Origin of the sequence: Leptotrichia wadei (assembly GCF_007990545.2) — a bacterium.
Taxonomy (GTDB): Bacteria; Fusobacteriota; Fusobacteriia; order Fusobacteriales; family Leptotrichiaceae; genus Leptotrichia; species Leptotrichia wadei.
Genome location: NZ_AP019829.2, coordinates 1,849,145 through 1,867,550 on the forward strand (window position 1 = coordinate 1,849,145; position 18,406 = coordinate 1,867,550).

The 18,406-nt window shown below is 32.7% G+C and carries 11 protein-coding genes; all 11 read right to left on the reverse strand.

Annotation, left to right across the window (positions count from 1 at the left end; all coding sequences use genetic code 11):
- Positions 1 to 223: 223 nt before the first annotated feature.
- Entirely contained in the window at positions 224 to 1,813 is a 1,590-nt protein-coding gene (locus FVE73_RS08510) for a glycoside hydrolase family 57 protein (protein ID WP_018499663.1), read from the reverse strand.
- Positions 1,814 to 2,326: 513 nt separating this feature from the next.
- Positions 2,327 to 3,226 (reverse strand): diacylglycerol/lipid kinase family protein, encoded by a 900-nt coding sequence (locus FVE73_RS08515; protein WP_018499664.1) that lies wholly within the window; start codon positions 3,224 to 3,226, stop codon positions 2,327 to 2,329.
- Positions 3,227 to 3,243: 17 nt separating this feature from the next.
- Positions 3,244 to 6,297: a single-stranded-DNA-specific exonuclease RecJ gene (gene recJ / locus FVE73_RS08520; protein ID WP_018499665.1), complete on the reverse strand. Its 3,054-nt coding sequence runs from the start codon at positions 6,295 to 6,297 to the stop codon at positions 3,244 to 3,246.
- A gap of 261 nt (positions 6,298 to 6,558) precedes the next feature.
- Positions 6,559 to 10,128: a pyruvate:ferredoxin (flavodoxin) oxidoreductase gene (nifJ, locus tag FVE73_RS08525; protein WP_018499666.1), complete on the reverse strand. Its 3,570-nt coding sequence runs from the start codon at positions 10,126 to 10,128 to the stop codon at positions 6,559 to 6,561.
- Between the two features lie 600 nt (positions 10,129 to 10,728).
- On the reverse strand, positions 10,729 to 11,571 hold the full coding sequence (locus FVE73_RS08530; protein ID WP_232058507.1) for a sulfate ABC transporter permease: 843 nt from the start codon (positions 11,569 to 11,571) through the stop codon (positions 10,729 to 10,731).
- Between the two features lie 16 nt (positions 11,572 to 11,587).
- Positions 11,588 to 12,436 (reverse strand): sulfate ABC transporter permease subunit CysT, encoded by an 849-nt coding sequence (cysT, locus tag FVE73_RS08535; RefSeq protein ID WP_018499668.1) that lies wholly within the window; start codon positions 12,434 to 12,436, stop codon positions 11,588 to 11,590.
- A 136-nt stretch (positions 12,437 to 12,572) separates the two neighbouring features.
- The gene (locus FVE73_RS08540) at positions 12,573 to 13,604 is read right to left on the reverse strand and encodes a sulfate ABC transporter substrate-binding protein (RefSeq protein ID WP_018499669.1); all 1,032 of its coding nucleotides are present in this window, start codon (positions 13,602 to 13,604) and stop codon (positions 12,573 to 12,575) included.
- Between the two features lie 51 nt (positions 13,605 to 13,655).
- Entirely contained in the window at positions 13,656 to 15,341 is a 1,686-nt protein-coding gene (locus tag FVE73_RS08545; protein ID WP_018499670.1) for a sulfate adenylyltransferase subunit 1, read from the reverse strand.
- Positions 15,341 to 16,243, reverse strand: coding sequence for a sulfate adenylyltransferase subunit CysD (gene cysD, locus FVE73_RS08550; RefSeq protein ID WP_018499671.1), 903 nt, complete (start codon positions 16,241 to 16,243; stop codon positions 15,341 to 15,343). Before cysD ends, FVE73_RS08545 begins: the two co-directional genes overlap by 1 nt.
- A gap of 42 nt (positions 16,244 to 16,285) precedes the next feature.
- Entirely contained in the window at positions 16,286 to 16,615 is a 330-nt protein-coding gene (locus FVE73_RS08555; protein WP_006805883.1) for a 4Fe-4S dicluster domain-containing protein, read from the reverse strand.
- On the reverse strand, positions 16,599 to 18,353 hold the full coding sequence (locus FVE73_RS08560; RefSeq protein ID WP_018499672.1) for an adenylyl-sulfate reductase subunit alpha: 1,755 nt from the start codon (positions 18,351 to 18,353) through the stop codon (positions 16,599 to 16,601). The genes FVE73_RS08555 and FVE73_RS08560 overlap by 17 nt, the downstream gene beginning before the upstream one ends.
- Between the last annotated feature and the right edge of the window lie 53 nt (positions 18,354 to 18,406).

The following is an 18,406-nucleotide window of genomic DNA, read 5'->3' on the forward strand; positions in this document are numbered from 1 at the left end:
TAATATCAGATATATTTTATCCTAATTTTCCTTCAAAATCAAATAAAATTTATTAATATTAAAAAGGAATGCTTTATTAAAAACACTCCTTAATTTATTATTCCTAGTTATCTTTTTATCTATAAAATTTATTAATAATTTTTAAAATATAAGAAATTCAAGATCTTTTATTGCTTTCCTTAAATTCAAAGCTACTCATTACATTTAATGAAAGTATTAAAATTTATAGCCAATCACTTCTATAAATTCTATAATCCATTTCTGGGAAAATATTATCTCTACTTTCAATTTCTCTCAACCAGCTTTCATCCAAGTTGCCATTCTTGTAATCTTCGTAAATTTTGAATAACCTATGAATGTGATCACTTATTTTTTTGTGAGCATAACCAACCATTGTTCCTGTATACATTATAAATTCCCAGCAAGAAGTTTGTGCCATTAACAATTCCCTTGCAGCTTGATTTAATGCTCTGTATTCCAATTCATTGTGAGGCTCTCTTCCATTTGCCAATTCTATCATTTTTTGCGCAGCCTTATGTAAATGTCTGTATGCATAATCATTTGAACCGTCTATCCAAACGTCGTAATAACCATTTGCTCCCCAGCTTGACATACTTACGTCAACTATTTGGTTTGTAGGGTATTTTTGTAAATATTTGTATGGTGTTATTGTAGAAAAATCAGATTCAGCTATTGCTCTGAATACCCATTCTAAGAATATAGGCCCTTCATACCACCAGTGTCCATATAATTCAGCGTCGTAAGGCGATACTACGATAGGTTTTCTATATTTCATTTTTGAAGCAAGGAATTCGATTTGTTTTGAACGATTGAATACAAAGTTATAAGCATGTTCTTTTGCTCTATCTGCTGCTGCCTGCGGATTATAAACTGCTTTATAAGTTCCTTTCTTATCTGTTATTGCATGATATTTTATTCCTATGTTTCTTCTTACTCCATCACTGTGCAAGTAAGGTTTTACAAGTTCATAGTCAAGTTCATATCCTGCATCCTTATGGAATTCACGGTAAAGTCCATCTCCTGGATACCCTGATTCAGAACTCCAAACTTGTTCTGATGATTCCAAATCTCTGGCAAATGCAGCCACATAATTCTTAGTATAAACTGGTGAATAAATACCGTAAACTGGACGTGGATCACTATGCATAATTCCATGCGCATCAACTAAGAAATATCTTATTCCGTGTTTTTCCAAGAATTTATCTTGTCCTGGATAATAAGCACATTCAGCTAGCCAAATTCCCTTTGGATCCCTTCCAAAATTTTTAATATAATCTTTTTTTGCCATAAGCACTTGAGCGTTTACTGCTTCAGGATAATCCTTCATAACTGGTAAAAATCCATGTGTTGCTGTAACTGGAATGATTTCTAAGTTCCCCTGATCTTGAAATTTTCTAAATGCCCCCACTAAATCTTTGTTGTACTTTTCTTCAAATACTTGTCTTGCTCTCGTATTGAACCATAAATTATGTTTTGCAACATTTAGCATGTCAGGATATGGACTTAGTCTTTCCACTTCGTTTTCACAGAATTCGATTAATTTATTTATATGACGAAGATATCTTTCACGTAATAAACCGTCATTTAACATATTTACAAGAGTTCCAGACATTGTAATAGTTATATTCCAAGGAATGTTATCTCTTGTTAAATTTTCAAACATTTCTAGTAAAGGGATATACGTTTCTGTAATCGCTTCGTATAACCAATCTTCTTCTAAAAATTCTTCGTACTCTGGATGTCTTACATACGGCAAGTGTGCATGCAAAACAAGACTAAAATATCCATTCATAATTTCTCCTCCATACCTTTCTAAATTTTTTATATACTATATTTATACCATATTTTTGAAAAAATTCAAAACATTTTTATTCAAAATTTATTGAAAATTTAAATTTTCTTTTTTTATCATAATCTGACATTTCATATTTTAACCTTGCAACAAAATTTTCTAATATCAATCTATTTTATTTCATTAATAACATAATTTTAAAAATTACAAAAAAACTGCCAGCTAAATTCAATTGACAGGCAAAAGTGAGGACAATAAAACAAGAATTTAACTGTTATTTTTGACTGTTAAAAATCAAAAACAATATGATTATAACTGCCAAAACAGTCAAATCCCAATTTGCCATTATTACCACCTCCTGTTCAAGAAAGTGTAATCAAGGTTACATTCCATGATAGACAATTATATACAAAAAAAGTCCTATTCAATTAAAAAATAAAGCCCTTTTCCCGCATTTTTAATTTTACACTAACCTGAACAGGTTTTTTTATTTAAAATTATTATATCATTTTTTCAGCAAAAAATTTTTAATTTTCCGTTAATAAATTCAATTTTTACATCCATATTTTCCCCCTCTTCTCCATCAATACTTACATCAATTTCTTCAACAACTTTTTTTATTTCACATTTTTTGGCTTGTAAAGTTCGGATATAATCGTTATTTGTCAGATTGCTGTTCATTAAGTCGATTAGAATTTTTGGAATATCCATCGGATTGTCAATGTTTTTTACGATTAGAATATCCATAAATCCGTCATTCATACTGGCTTCATCAATTACATTTTCAAATCCGCCAACACTTTTTCCATTCAGAATCGCATATAAAATAGCCTTTTCCTTAATTGTTTTATTCCCATCCAGCACAATATCCAAGTCAAAAGTCTTTATATTTGTAAGTTCTCCAAGTCCATTTATGTAATAAGCAACTTTCCCAAACGTTTTTTTCAGTGTCTTGTCTGTATTGTAGGAAATTTTGGTAAACAGTCCACCAGCATACGAGGACAGGAATACAGTTTTCCCATTAATTAACCCAAAATCAATATTTTTGGCAGTTTTATCTGTAATTTTCTCTATCCAGTTTTCAATATTTTCTTCAATTTTCAATGCTTTTGCAAAATCGTTTGATGTTCCCGTTGGAAATATTGCAACTTCTGGAAATTTAATATTTTTAGAGTAAAGTTCGCTTAAACAACGGCTTAATGTTCCATCTCCACCTGATAAAATCAAAATATCATATTTTTCATTTTTTAAAATCTCTGTAAACAGGTCATAATCCTTATTTATACTATAAAGTGTCAATGTAATCCCTTTTTCCAACAATTTTGTCGTGATCAAATCAAAATTGCTTAAAATCATATTGGCATTTCCAGATTTTGGATTGTAAACCAAAATAGCCTTTTTTAATTTTTCCATACATTTTCTCCTTATTTTCATAAAATCTCATTAACTGAATAATCAGAAAAAATTTTTTCTCCATCTTCCAGCAATTTTTTCAACATAATTTTTTTCTCAATCGGCAAGTATTCCAAAAAAATATTTTTTGCATTTTTTCTTTCCTTTTTTGTAGAATCCTGTAAAAATACTATATTTTCAGGAACTTCAATTTGAATATTCAGCTCTTTAATATTGCTTTTATCTAACTTTTCCGTCTTTATCATAAAATCTTCAGAATTTACTATTACACAAAATCTTTTTTCCACTTCCTTACTTTTATTTTCATCTTCAGTTTTACTTTCACTTAAATTTTTAGTATTTTCTACATTTTGATTTTTTTTTTGATTATCTTCTCCAATTTTTACATAATTTTCATTTGGGTTTTCTGCCTGATTATTTTTTAATTCAATTTCTTCAATTTTTTTATACTCTAACAGTTTCAGGTCTTCTTCAGTTTCAAAATTCTCATTAATTTCAAAATTTTGAATATTTTCAATAGTTTCATAACCAATTTCATTTTGCATTGAAAAATACGATTTTATAATATTTTCCAGTTCTTGTGTGTTTTTATAATTGTAAAATAATGTAAATGGATAATCATTTTCCAAATATTCTTCATTTATATCAAAATATGATTTTATAAAATTATTAAAAACTGACTTTTTTTCAGAATTTATTATAATCTGACTTTTTTTATTGGTCATTTTTTTATAATATATTCCAATTGTAAGCAAAAAGTTTTCAAAGTCTGACATTTTATATTTATATTTTTCTTCTTCATTAAATATATTTTTTATAATCAAGTTTTTATTTTGTCTAAAAAATTGAGAAAGTAAACTTTTAGTTTGTGAATTATATTCCATTTCTCCAATTAAAAATTCTTTTATTTTTTTAAAAATTCCAACTTGTGTATGGTCATAACATTTAAAACTATAATCCTTTTTTACCAAAATATTTACAATACTATGACTTGCAGTCTGTTTTACATCTTCAATTTTCACAGTAAAATTCCAATTATAATACTGATTCAATAATATTAACAAATTTGAAATACTATAATCAAGCCGTCCAATAAATTTTCTCCCCTGAAAAAGTGAAACTTGATCAAATTCCATTTTCATCGTAATTTTCTTTTCTAAATCCAGCTCAATATTCGTATAGAAAATTGACTTCATTGGAAAAGATGTGTTAAAAAGCGAATGATAATAAGACAAAGTATCATCCTTCAGCTGTGATACCTTCACATCCTCAATATACACCTTCGTATAATATCTGTCCTGAAACATCTCTGTCTTCAATTTGTAGACAATATCATAAAATAAATTTTCATTCAGTTCCTTAAAATACTCTCCAGAATTAAACCAGACAGCATTTCTGCTAAAAAATCCTTTCTGCTTTATGTCAAACATTATATGATTCTTATTTTCTCCAATGAACTTTATATTTTCAAAAAGCACATTATTTGTCCTGAAAGTTGGCATTGGATTTCCGAAGCCAAACGGCTTTAAAAGTTCTATCACTTGAAAAAATTCATAAGAAACTTTTTGAATCGGAATTTGCTTGTCAATTTCTATTATTTTTACAAAATCCTCCTCCTTCAGTTTTGTCTTTGCAAATTTATTAATTTTTTCCTTAAATAATTCCAAATTTTTTATTCCAATCGTAAATCCAGCCGCTCCAGAATGTCCCCCAAACTTCAAAAAAAGTTCAGGCATCGACTGCAACGCCTCCAAAATGTTAAAATTCCCGATACTTCGGCAAGATCCAACCGCTATCCCTTCATCTTCCTTCACTTCAATGATAATCGCAGGCTTGTAATATTTATCCACAATTTTGGAAGCCGCTATACCAATTACTCCGTGGTGATATTCAGGTGAATAGTCTACAATTACATAATCTTCCTTCAAATCGCTTTCTTCAATATGCTTTTCCACTTTCTCCACAATTTCATTCTGCAGTTCTTTCCGCTCAAAATTCTTATTAATAAGTTCCTTTACGATTATCTCAATTTCCCTGTCATTATCAGAAATCAAAAGCTTTACAACCATTTTCGCATCTTTAAGTCTTCCAGCCGCATTAAACACAGGTGCTATAACAAATCCCACATCATACGAATTATACTCAGTTTTCTCATTAAAATCCGAATTTTGTGTATTAAATAATTTATATAACAAAAATCTAAGCCCCTTATTTTTTGAACGATTAAGCTGCTCTAACCCAAATTTAGTCAAAATTCTATTTTCTTGGACAAGTGGCACAATATCTGCAACCGTACCAATTGCCACCAAATCGAGATACTTATATGCTTTTACTTTTTTCCCAATTCTTTCATAAAGACAAAGAATCACCATAAAAATAGTCCCAACTCCCGCCAGAAACTCAAAGGAAAACTTATTTTCAGGACGTTTCGGATTAACAACTGCAATAGCAGATGGAAGTTTTCCACCATGCAAATTATGATGATCCGTAATAATTATTGGTAAGTTTATAGAATTTGCAAACTCCACTTCAGGAAATGCTGTAATTCCACAATCCACAGTAATTACCAAATCTGCCCCAGATTCTTTTATTTTCTTCAAAGCCTCATTATTCAATCCATATCCTTCATCCCGAATTGGAATATAATAATTCACATTTTCAGCTCCAAGTTCCTTCAAAGCCATATACAAAATCGAAGTTGAAGTAATCCCATCTACATCGTAATCCCCAAATATCCAAATATTCTTTTTCTCCTCTATCGCCCTTTCAATTTCCAAAACCGTTTTTTCCATATCCTGAAGCCCATAAGGATTTTGAATATTCTCCATTTTAGGATTTAAAAACTTAATCACTTCCTTTTCACTTGTTATCCCCCGCGAATAAAGTATTTTTAAAATATCACTATCAATAAATGAATTTAAATTTGAACCTTCCACAATTTGTTTTTTATTTCCACTCTGTTTTATTTTTTTGGTCCTATCATCAACATTCTGTTTATTATCCCTTTCAATATATTCTCTTTCCTGTCGTGGATTAGGAATAATTTTCGCAGCCCATTTAGTTTTTCTCATAATTTTTTCCCCTCTTATTTTAAACTTTATTTTTATTATTACAACTTTCCCTTTAAGTATTCAAATTAATAATTCTTATTTAAAAAAAAATCACAATATAGTTTAAACCATTTATCTGAATACCTAATAATTTTACCACATTTTTTTATCAAAATAAATCCCAACTATTTTAAATATTTTCTCAAAATAAGAAAAATCCCCTAAAATAAAGGGGATTCTCTCACAAAAAGTTTAAATCATATTTTAATTAAAACCATAGATTTACTCTTCTATTGAATAATCCATTGCTGCCAAACGTTTATAATAATTCCAACTATCTTTAGCATTTTTTAAATTTATTTCTAATAATTCTTTTGCCTTTTCAGGAAATTCTGCAGCTAAAGTCGCATATCTTCGTTCACCTAACAGGAATTCTTCATATTTTTCCCAAGCTGGATTTCTTGTATCCAATTGAAATGGATTCTTTCCTCTTTCAGCTAATCTTGGATCAAATCTGAAAATTGGCCAGTATCCTACTTCTGTTGCCAGTTTTTCTTCTGTCTGGAATTTACCCATACCAGCCTTTATACCGTGTTCAATACAAGGTGAATAAGCTATTATTATTGATGGTCCTGGGTAGGATTCCGCTTCTCTTATCGCTTTTAATGTCTGATTTTGATTCGCTCCCATCGACACTTTTGCCACATAAATATTTCCATAAGTCATTAATATTGCAGCCAAATCTTTTTTCTTAACTGGTTTCCCTGAAGCTGCAAATTTTGCAACTGCTCCAGTTCTTGAAGATTTCGACGATTGTCCTCCTGTATTTGAATAAACTTCCGTATCAAGCACAAGAATATTTACATCATCTCCAGAAGCTAGAACATGATCAAGTCCACCAAATCCAATATCATAGGCCCATCCATCTCCACCAAACATCCAGATAGATTTTTTAATTAAGTATTGTTTTAATTCTAAAATTTCATCTATATTATTTTTTACTTTTTCATTTGCATTTTCAGCATTTTCTTTTTCTAATGCTGTTACTAATTCATCACGTATTTCAGTAGTTTTATCTCCATTATCAAAGTTTTCTGCAAATTTATTGAACAATTCAGCAAGTACTGGCGAAACATCTTCTTTTACCTCTTTCATCCTTTTCAAAATTCTGTGCCGAATTGTATTTACAGCTTGAAACATCCCATATCCGTACTCAGCATTGTCTTCAAATAGTGAAGATGCCCACGCAGGTCCACAACCACTTTCTCCAGTTGTATACGGTGATGATGGTGTTGAAGCTCCGTAAATTGAAGAACATCCAGTCGCATTTGCTACGATCATTCTCTCTCCAAATAATTGTGTTACTAACTTAATATACGGTGTTTCTCCACAGCCTGCACAAGCTCCAGAAAACTCAAATAACGGTTTTGCAAATTGTGAACCTTTTACTGTATTTTTTCCTAAAATTTTGTCCTTATATGAAACATTATTAAACAAATAATCTGTATACTCAACTTCGTTTTTTTCAATTTGAGATTGAGTAGATTTCATAACAATCGCCTTTCCACGTGGAGCAGGACACACATCCACACAAGCACTGCATCCTGTACAATCCAAAGGCGATACTTGAATCTTATAATTCAAATCATTCATTCCACGCCCCAAAGCCTTTATTGTTGGCATTCCTTCAGGTGCTTTTGCCATTTCTTCTTCATCTAATAAGAATGGTCTAATTACAGCATGTGGACAAACATAAGCACATTGATTACATTGTATACATAAATCAGGCTGCCATTCTGGTACTTCTGAGGCTACTCCCCTTTTTTCATAATTTGCAGTTCCAGGTTGAAAACTTCCATCTACCATTCCATTTTCTATAATTGATGAAACTGGTAACTCGTTACCCTTCATATGGTTTATTGGATCTACAATTTTCTTTATAAATTCAGGTTTTGCCGCTTCAATGATTTGTTCATTAACTTCAAGATCTGCCCATTCTGGCAATACTTCAACTTCTTCTAATCCATCAACCCCTCTGTCAATTGCATCCCAGTTTTTCTGAACTACATCTTTTCCTTTTCTTCCGTAACTTCTTTGGGCATATTCTTTCATATATTCCTTTGCTTCTTCGTGTGGAATTACTTTTGAAAGATAGAAAAATGCTGATTGCATAATTGTATTTGTTCTATTTCCCAATCCAATTTCTTTAGCTAATTTTGTTGCATTTATGATAAAAAATCTGATTTTTTTTCTTGCTAATTCTCTTTTTATCTCATTTGGAATATTTTTGACTAATTTTTCCTTATCCCAAATTGTATTTAATAAGAATGTTCCACCTTCTTTTAATCCTGAAATCATATCGTATTTTCCAAGATATGCAGGTGCTGAACATGCTACGAAACCTGGTCTTGTAACTAAGTAAGTAGAATGAATTGGATTTTTGCTAAATCTCAAGTGTGATCTTGTTACTCCTCCTGCTTTTTTTGAATCGTACGCAAAATAACCTTGCGCATACAAATCTGTTTTATCTCCAATAATTTTTATAGAGTTTTTATTCGCTCCAACTGTCCCATCTGAACCAAGTCCGTAAAATAAGCACTCTTTTACATCTTCATTTCCAGTGAAAACTTCATCTTCAAGTGCAAGGGATGTAAATGTCACATCATCAATAATTCCAATTGTAAAATTATTCTTAGGCTCTTTTTGTGCAATATTCTTGAACACTGCTATAATTTGTTCTGGCGTTGTATCCTTTGATGACAGTCCATATCTTCCACCGACAATTTCAGGTGCATTTTCACGTCCATAGTAAAGTGCCTTTACATCCATATATAATGGCTCACCCAATGCTCCAGGCTCCTTTGTCCTGTCAAGTACAGCGATTTTTTTCACACTTTTCGGCATTGCATCAAAAAAATATCTGCTGGAAAAAGGACGATACAAGTGAACATTCAGCACACCTACATTTTCTCCATTTTTATTCAGATAATCCACAACTTCCTTTATTGTTTCATTTACAGACCCCATTGCAATAATAACTTTTTCAGCAGTTTCTGAGCCATAATAAACAAAAGGTGCATAGTTCCGTCCTGTTTTTTCGCTAATTTTTTTCATATAGTCATTTACAATATCAGGTACAGCTTCATAAAATTTATTTTGGGCTTCCCTTGCCTGAAAATAAATATCGTCATTCTGAGCTGTTCCCCTTGTTACAGGATTTTCTGGATTTAATGCTCTTTCCCTAAATTCCTGAACAGCTTTTTTATCAAGCAGGCTTTCAAGAAACTCATAATCCATAACCTCTATTTTATTTATCTCATGCGAAGTCCTAAATCCATCAAAAAAATGCATTACGGGTACTCTCGACTTAATTGCTGTTAAATGTGCAATTCCAGCAAGATCCATAACTTCCTGAACCGAACTTGTCGCAAGCATGGTCCATCCTGTCATTCTAGCAGAATAAATATCCTGATGATCTCCAAATATTGATAACGCCTGTGCAGAAATAGCCCTTGCCGCCACGTGCATTACACCTGGAAGCAATTCCCCAGCTATTTTATACATATTAGGTATTTTTAGCAGTAATCCTTGAGAAGCAGTAAACGTCGTAGTCAAAGCCCCAGTTTGCAACGATCCGTGTACAATCCCCGCAGCTCCAGCTTCCGATTGCATTTCCACAACCTTTACCGGCATTCCAAATAAATTTTCCTTTCCGTATGATGCCCATTGATCTACAAGCTCTGACATAGTTGATGACGGAGTAATCGGATAAATTCCAGCAACTTCCGTAAATGCATAAGCTATATGAGCTGCAGCTTGGTTACCATCCATTGTTTTCATATTTTTTGTCATTTTTCCCTCCAAATTAAAGAATTTTATAATTTATTTACTTAACTTGCATTTATAAAATTCTAGCTATATATAATTATATATTTTCTAGTCCAAATTTGCAATTACTTTTTAACTTTTCTTTCTATTATTTTTTATTTTTTGTAAATACACTATTTATAAGCTCAATAAATTTTATTCTTAGACATATAAATAATTATTTTTAATTTTTATAAAATTGTTATTAATAAAGATTTTTTCTGTAATTTTTATATTTTTTCTTTTTTTTATAAAGCAAAGGGGAACAGTTGCCATCCCCTTTGCAATCCCAGCTCGTCTAAGCATTTTTTAAACAGATTCTAGTATAAATTAATCCGTCGGAGCATTTTTCTGTGCTGGCAAAACTGTTTGAGCATTGCGAGTTTTTTTTCAGTTCAGAAAAATGTCGTAGACTAGCCATAGGTTGTAGGATTTGCGGCAATGAGCAATCCTACGAAAATAAAAAAGGAAAAACATAGTAATATAATAAAATATTTATTAACTAAAATATACAGAAAATAATAAAAAACAATTTAGTTGAATGATTATGAATTAACTATCAAGCAACCCTATTATAAAAATAAATTACTTAATAAATTTATTTTTAGATTTATGCTCAATAATATTTTTTATAATCAGAATAAATATTGAAATTATTACCAAAAGTGAAGATACTGCAAATGCTGATACTATTGACTCTGATGAGCCTGATAGGTATAAAGCGTCTATTTCTAGTGGTAAAGTAAATGTTTTTCCTCTCGCTTTTGATAATGCATTTACTGCTCCAAATTCTCCTAACGCTCTTGCTGTACAAAGGATAATTCCATAAAAAAGTCCCCATTTTATTTGTGGTAATGTTATTTTTCTGAAAATTGTGAATCCGTCTGCTCCCATTAATGCAGCCGCTTCTTCCTCATCTTTTCCCTGTGCATTCAGAATCGGAACGATTTCTCTTGAAATAAAAGGGAAAGTTACAAATACAGTAGCTAAAATTACTCCTGGAATTGCAAATACTATTTTTATGTCAAGTACAAAAAATTTATTTAGATGCTCAATATAAGGTGCTGCCCAGCCCATTCTTCCAAAGGTCATAATGAAGGCAAGACCTGCTATTACTGGAGAAATCGAGAAAGGGATGTCTATTAGCGTTGCCAAAATATGTTTTCCACGAAATGAAAACTTTGTGAGAAGCCATGCTGCCGCCACTCCAAAAAAAGTATTTATAATTAATGCTGATATTGTTGCAATTACTGTTATTTTCAAAGCTGAAAGGACGTATTTATCTGTTAAGCTTCTTATGTAAAATGCCCAGCCTTTTTGAAGCGAATTTACAATAATTGCAATTAGCGGCAATACTAACATAATACCGACAAACAAAATACTTACTGCTATTAATACATACTTTATAATATTATTTTTTTTATCCATCACTCTTTCCCCTTTCCTAAACATTATTTGTCCGCTTGAACTGGTTCATTTGTACTAAATTTATTAAAAATAAAAGTATGAATGAAAATATTAGCATAACTAGAGCAATTACAGTTGCAGAAGGATAATCCACATAATTTAATTTTTGCATAATTACGTAGGAAACAACCTGTGTATGCTCTTTCAAGCTGTTTCCTGAAATGTAAATTACACTTCCATATTCTCCAAGCCCTCTTGAAAAGGCAAGTCCAAATCCTGTCAACAAAGCAGGTCTTATTTCAGGGGAAATTACTTTCCAAAAAGTCGTCTTCCCGTCTGCACCTAAGATGTATGCCGCTTCCTCGTACTGATTGTCTAGCTTTTCCAGAATTGGCTGAACTGCTCTTACCACGAAAGGAATTCCTACAAAAATTAAGGCAATTATTATCCCAATGTGAGTATATGAAATTTTTATCCCAATTTTTGCAAAATATTTTCCAACCATCCCAGTATCAGAATACATTTTTGAAAGTGTGATTCCTGCAACTGCAGTAGGCAAGGCAAAAGGCAATTCAAGCATTCCGTCTAAAAATCTTTTTCCAAAAAAGTCATATTTTACAAGCACCCACGCTAAAATTACTCCGAAAACACAGTTTACAGCGGCAGCGATAAATGAACAGATGACGCTTGTAAAAAATGCATTCAAAACTGGTTTTTCTGTTATAAGTTTCCAAAATTCAGAAGGTGATAGGCGAAAGGAGTAAACTAATATCGAGGCCAGCGGAATTAATATCAAGATTGACAGCATTGTCAACGATATTCCAAATGTCAGTCCAAATCCTGGAATTACAGACTGCTCTTTTCTTCTTAATGCTAATATTTTCATTTTTTCACTCCTTTTATAACAATATCTCCAATTAAAAAATTTTTTGCCTATTCTCTTATGTTAAAAAAAAACTTTTGACAATGAACCTTTGCTGCACAAGTATTATTGCTATTTAATTTTGAAATAATTTATACTTCTAATTTTCATAAATTTTATCAAATAATGCACCTTCATTGAAAAATTTCTCATAGGCTTTTTTCCAGCCACCAAAATCATCTATTTTTGTTAGTTTCATCTTCAAGTCAAATTTATTTTCATATTTTTTTAGAATTTTCTGATTGTAGGGTCTGTAGCCACTTTCAGCGATTATTTCCTGCGCTTTTTCTGAATACAGATATTTCAAGTATTCTGTACTTATCTGATAAGTCCTGTTGCTTTTTGCAACTTTGTCAACTACCGCTACTGTAGGCTGTGCCAAAATACTCACACTCGGATAGACAATCTCATATTTTTCAGGATACTCCCTAATCGTAGCAATCGCCTCATTTTCCCACGCAATCAGTACATCTCCCTGATTATTTTCCACAAAAGTCGTGGTTGCTGCCCTTGCTCCCGAATCCATTACTGCCACATTGTCATAAATATTTTTCACAAAATTTTGAATCTTATACTCATCATTTCCAAATTTTTCACGTCCGTATGACCACGCCGCCAAAAAATTCCAGCAAGCTCCACCGCTGCTTTTCGGATCAGGTGTTATCACTTTTATTCCTTTTTCTGTCAAACTGTTCCAATCCTTAATATTTTTCGGATTTCCTTTTCTTACAAGAAAAACGATTGTAGAGGTATACGGAGAAGAGCTTCCCGGAAATTTGTTTACCCAGTCTTTTTCAAGCAAGTCTACCTTCTCAAGAAGTGCCACATCATTTTCCAGTGCCAAAGTTACCACATCCGCATCAAGCCCTTCAATTACCGAACGTGCCTGTGAGCCTGAGCCTCCATGTGATTGGGAAATTTTCACATCCTGTCCATATTTTTGCCTGTAATATTCTATAAACAGCTTGTTATACTTTTCATACAGTTCACGAGTAGGATCATAGGAAACATTTACAATTTCCAATTTTTTCCTACTTTTTCCAGATTTGCTGTTTTGCCGCATAATTCCGATAAAATAAAGAAAAATAACAATTATAGCAAATATTACTGGTATTTTCAGTTTCTTTAACATGTTCACATTCCCCTTTTTATGAAATCTGTCTATTCAATAATCCGATTAATATTAAATCATATAGAAATTATCCCCACTTACTACTCTTCTGTAAGTTTCAAATTTTGCCCATTTTTTGTGAATTTCCACTTTATTTACATTTTGATTGTAATCTAAAAGATAATTTTTCATATCTTCCCTAGTTTTAATCTGCAATCCAAATCCTGCTGTGTCTAATATTGGCAGTCCTGTAAAATGATAATCTTCCAATTTAACAATATCAAAAATTTTACAGTCTCGCACTAAAACTGCCGCCTCACTTTCAAGTGATATAACGTCAAAATATTGTGGATATTCAAAACTATCTCCTTTTTGAGGCACTTCGTCGCCAACATGGTATGTTCTTTCTTTTGTTCCTTCTTTAGACATTCTCGCATTTTCAAAATCGAAATATAGTTCTTCAAAAATGTATCCGTCAATTTTTATGTCATCCTTTTCAAAATAAGGTTTTTCTCCAATTGTATCAATATTTTCCACTACTCCTGCAGCGGCAGTCTGATGTGAAAGCCTGTCAATCAGTATCAATTCTCCCAAAGCCTTATTTTTTTTGAACAAATCAACAATAACTTTATCTGAAAATTCAATTTTGCAAAATGCAATTTCATTTTTTGTGATACTTTGTGTTTCAATTTTTTCTCCTGTATTCACATCAATTTTATATACAATTTCCTTTAATATTGCGGAAAGTTTCTTTGTTCCAAGTTTTGCCAAATATTCCTTTCCAACTGTCAATTTGTCATCATCCATCCACAATAATACAGCTTCAACCGATTTTGCAACTGGAAGATTTTTATTTTTCGTGATAACAGAACCACGGCTCACATCCACTTCCTTGTCCAGCTGAATTGTAACAGCCTGTCCAGAAAATGCCTCTTCTACATTTTTATCTCCATTTAAAATCGTTTTGACAGTCGCAGTTTCATTACTTGGCAAAACAGTGATTTCTTCTCCAGTTCGTATAATTCCACTTTCAATTTGCCCCTGAAATCCTCTAAATTCATGATTTGGACGGCATACACGCTGGATTGGGATATAAAAGTCTGAATTTTCGTTATTTTCTGTCACATCCACTGTTTCCAAATATTCTATAATGCTCTCGCCCTTATACCAGTCCATATTTTCAGATTTTTTCGTAACATTATCGCCTTCCGTAGCACTCACAGGTATTATTTTTATATTTTCTAATTCCAGTTCCTTCGCTAATTCCTTCACTTCATCAGCAATTTTGTTAAATTTTTCTTCACTATATTTTGCTAAATCCATTTTATTTACTGCAAAGATAAAGTGCCGTATTCCAACCATCGAGCAAATTCTCGCATGCCTCCTTGTCTGTACAAGTACTCCTTTTGTAACGTCCAGAAGTAAAATCGCAACTTCCGCAAAAGAAGCTCCAACCGCCATATTTCGAGTATATTCCTCATGCCCTGGCGTATCAGCCACAATAAAGCTCCGTTTATTTGTTGTAAAATACCGGTATGCCACATCAATTGTGATTCCTTGCTCCCTTTCAGCCATCAATCCATCTAAAAGCAGCGAATAATCGATTTTTCCTCCACGTGAACCGACTTTACTGTCTAAAATTAACGCTTCTTCCTGATCCGCATAAAGCAGTTTAGAATTGTAAAGGATATTTCCAATTAACGTCGATTTTCCGTCATCCACACTCCCACAAGTTATAAATTTCAATAATCTTACCATTAAAAATACCCCTCTCTTTTTCTTTTTTCCATGCTTGCCGCTCCGCTGTCCTTGTCAATAACCCTGCTTGTTCTTTCAGATTCCACCGAACTTAGCGTTTCATCTATTATTTCCTCCAAAGTTACAGCATTTGACTCCACAGCCCCTGATAACGGATAATCTCCTAAAGTTCTAAAACGAACCATTCTAATTTCAGGCTCTTCGCCTTCTTCCAGTCTCATTCTCTCATCATCAACCATTATCAAATTTCCATCTCTTTCTACAACAGGACGTTCTGCCGCCGAATAAAGTGAAACAATCGGTATATTTTCCCTTTGAATATACTCCCAAATATCTTTTTCAGTCCAGTTGGAAATTGGGAAAACTCTAATACTTTCACCTTTACTAATTTCTGTGTTGTAAAGTTTCCACATTTCTGGACGTTGATTTTTAGGATCCCATGCTTGTGCTGCATTTCTAAATGAAAAAATTCTTTCTTTAGCACGACTTTTTTCCTCATCTCTACGACCTCCACCAAATGCCGCAGTAAATCCATATTTATTAAGTGCCTGTTTCAACGCTTGTGTTTTCATAATATCTGTAAATGAAGCTCCGTGGTCAAACGGATTAATATTTTTTTCAACTCCTTCAGGGTTAATATACTCAATCATTTCAATCCCAAGCTCCTTTGCTCTTCTGTCACGAAAATTTATCATTTCCTTAAATTTCCATCCAGTATTCACATGAAGAAACGGAAAAGGCGGCTTTTCAGGATAAAATGCCTTCATTGCCAAATGCAGCATAACCGAGCTATCCTTACCAATTGAATACAGCATGACAGGATTCTCACATTCAGCCGCAACTTCCCGAATAATATATATTGCTTCCGCTTCCAGTTCATCTAAATGAGATAATTCATTCATATATAAATCACCCTTTCTTTTTTTATTTTTTATTAAATTTCATCAATATTTATTCGCATCTTTCCTGTTTATATCAATTTCCTCCACAGTTCCATCCCTTTTTTCAATAATCCATTTCAGAACATCTCCTTCTTCTTTAGTTGTCATCGTACTTCCATTTCCGCCAATATCTGCCCCAAGGAAAAATGAAATTGCCTGAACCGGACATTCCTTCACGCAGGAAACACAGCCCCAGCAATCTTTCGGATATTGCATAACCGCCTTTTCAATTTTCATGTCATCCACTTTCTGCATTTCAATTAAAGTCCCTGGACATACCAACGTACATTTTGTACATCCTATACACACATACGGATCAATTACTATGCTCATATTTCTCCTCCTTAACAATTTCCCTCGTAAATACTTCCAGTTCTCCGTTAACTAACCTCGAATTCACATATTTAAAATAGTTTTCATCAGTTTCAGGATAATCCAGATTCTCATTAAATGAATGCCATCTCGTTTCCTTCCTGAAAAAAAGATGCTCAATTAGCGATTTACACACTATCAATCTCTCTTTCAGCTCATAAGCAAACATTAGATCATGCATATTTTCTGCCGAAAGCTCATCAGAAAGCTCTATAAGCTGATCAATTTTCTGTTTTGCCAAATTTAGCTGCTTTTCATTAAATTGATAGTTTGTTGAGATTCCACCTGCATATTCATCCATAATTTTTTGCATCCCTTCTTCCATATCTTCCGTTGAAAATCTTTTGGCTTCTGTATTTCTTATTTTTTCATACTGATTAATAATTTGATTTTTTTGTTCATTCAAGAAGTTTTCCACATTTTCATCAATTTTTCCACAATTAATATTTTTTTCATCAGCTAACTTTGAAATTATGTCAAGCGCCGCAATTTCACCTTCAGCCAATGCACCTGTAACATATTTCTGTGGACAACCTCCAGCTACATCTCCAGCCGCATAAAGCCCATTAATTGTAGTTTCTCTGTTCGTATTTACCCAAAAGCCGCTTGCAGTATGCCCTCCGACAATATACGGCTCTGTCCCTTCAATTTCAACATCCTGCTCATTCGGATTCTTTCCGCTTTCAATCCATTTCAATGTCTGACTTGGCGCCATATTCAAATATGCCTTTAACAAACTTTCACTTTCTTCTTCACTAATTCCACTTGTCTTTAGATAACAAGGCCCATTTCCAAGTTGATTTTCTCGCACAGTTCCATAAACACGCTCACTAGTCGTAAGCCCATATTTGTCCTCATAAACCACCCCTCTTGAATTTACCTGTTTCGCTCCAACTCCTTGAGCAATCGTTCCAACTGGCGCAATTGTGTCCTTACATCTCAAAGCAATAAATCTCATCTCAAAAGTTGTCATTTCTGCTCCAGCCAGAATTCCCATTGCATATCCTGCCCCTGTATTAAATGGCGGATACCACATCTTATGCCTTGAAAATCCAGGATTATTAGGCTTATAAAGTCCAGCCGCTCCTCCAGTCGAAATTATCACTTTTTTCGCCCTAATCACAATAGCTTCTTCTTTTTTTATAGAAAATCCAACCGCGCCATAAACTTTCCCGTCCTTCACAAGCAAATCCGTAATATTAAGTGTATTCAGAACTCTCACATTTTTTGTCTTTTTCACAGCATCAGCAAGTATCGGCTTAAAATTTTCTCCATTTATTTTTATATTTCTATTTCCACGTGCAACATACTCTCCATTCTCATCTTTCAAAATCACAAGCCCCAACTTTTCCACTTCAGCGGTAATCTCATTAAATCTATTCGCAGCAGTAATTAACAAATCGTGCCGCACAATTCCATTGGCATCCTTTGCCGCATAATCCACATAATCCTGTGGCACACGCCCTTTCACATTATACGCATTTATTGCATTAATCCCAGCCGCAAGACACCCGCTCCTCTTAATATTCGCCTTCTCTGCCACAATTACCGATAAATCAGAATTTTTTCCAAGCGTAATCGCTGCATAACATCCAGCAGTCCCCCCACCAATAATCAATACATCCGTTTCCAATTCCTTTATTTCAATTTTTTTTCTTTCTTTATTATTTTTATTTTTGTCAGCCTTATTCTCTACCATAAAATTACCTCACAACTTACATCTATTTAGCTTATTCTATAAACTTACTTTTT

Bases quoted from the DNA above. Each gene is read 5' to 3' on its own strand.
- cysT (WP_018499668.1), bottom strand. From the start codon at position 12,436: ATGAAAATATTAGCATTAAGAAGAAAAGAGCAGTCTGTAATTCCAGGA.
- FVE73_RS08545 (WP_018499670.1), bottom strand. From the start codon at position 15,341: ATGGTAAGATTATTGAAATTTATAACTTGTGGGAGTGTGGATGACGGA.
- FVE73_RS08555 (WP_006805883.1), bottom strand. From the start codon at position 16,615: ATGAGCATAGTAATTGATCCGTATGTGTGTATAGGATGTACAAAATGT.
- FVE73_RS08510 (WP_018499663.1), bottom strand. From the start codon at position 1,813: ATGAATGGATATTTTAGTCTTGTTTTGCATGCACACTTGCCGTATGTA.
- nifJ (WP_018499666.1), bottom strand. From the start codon at position 10,128: ATGACAAAAAATATGAAAACAATGGATGGTAACCAAGCTGCAGCTCAT.
- recJ (WP_018499665.1), bottom strand. From the start codon at position 6,297: ATGAGAAAAACTAAATGGGCTGCGAAAATTATTCCTAATCCACGACAG.
- FVE73_RS08515 (WP_018499664.1), bottom strand. From the start codon at position 3,226: ATGGAAAAATTAAAAAAGGCTATTTTGGTTTACAATCCAAAATCTGGA.
- FVE73_RS08530 (WP_232058507.1), bottom strand. From the start codon at position 11,571: ATGGATAAAAAAAATAATATTATAAAGTATGTATTAATAGCAGTAAGT.
- FVE73_RS08560 (WP_018499672.1), bottom strand. From the start codon at position 18,353: ATGGTAGAGAATAAGGCTGACAAAAATAAAAATAATAAAGAAAGAAAA.
- FVE73_RS08540 (WP_018499669.1), bottom strand. From the start codon at position 13,604: ATGTTAAAGAAACTGAAAATACCAGTAATATTTGCTATAATTGTTATT.
- cysD (WP_018499671.1), bottom strand. From the start codon at position 16,243: ATGAATGAATTATCTCATTTAGATGAACTGGAAGCGGAAGCAATATAT.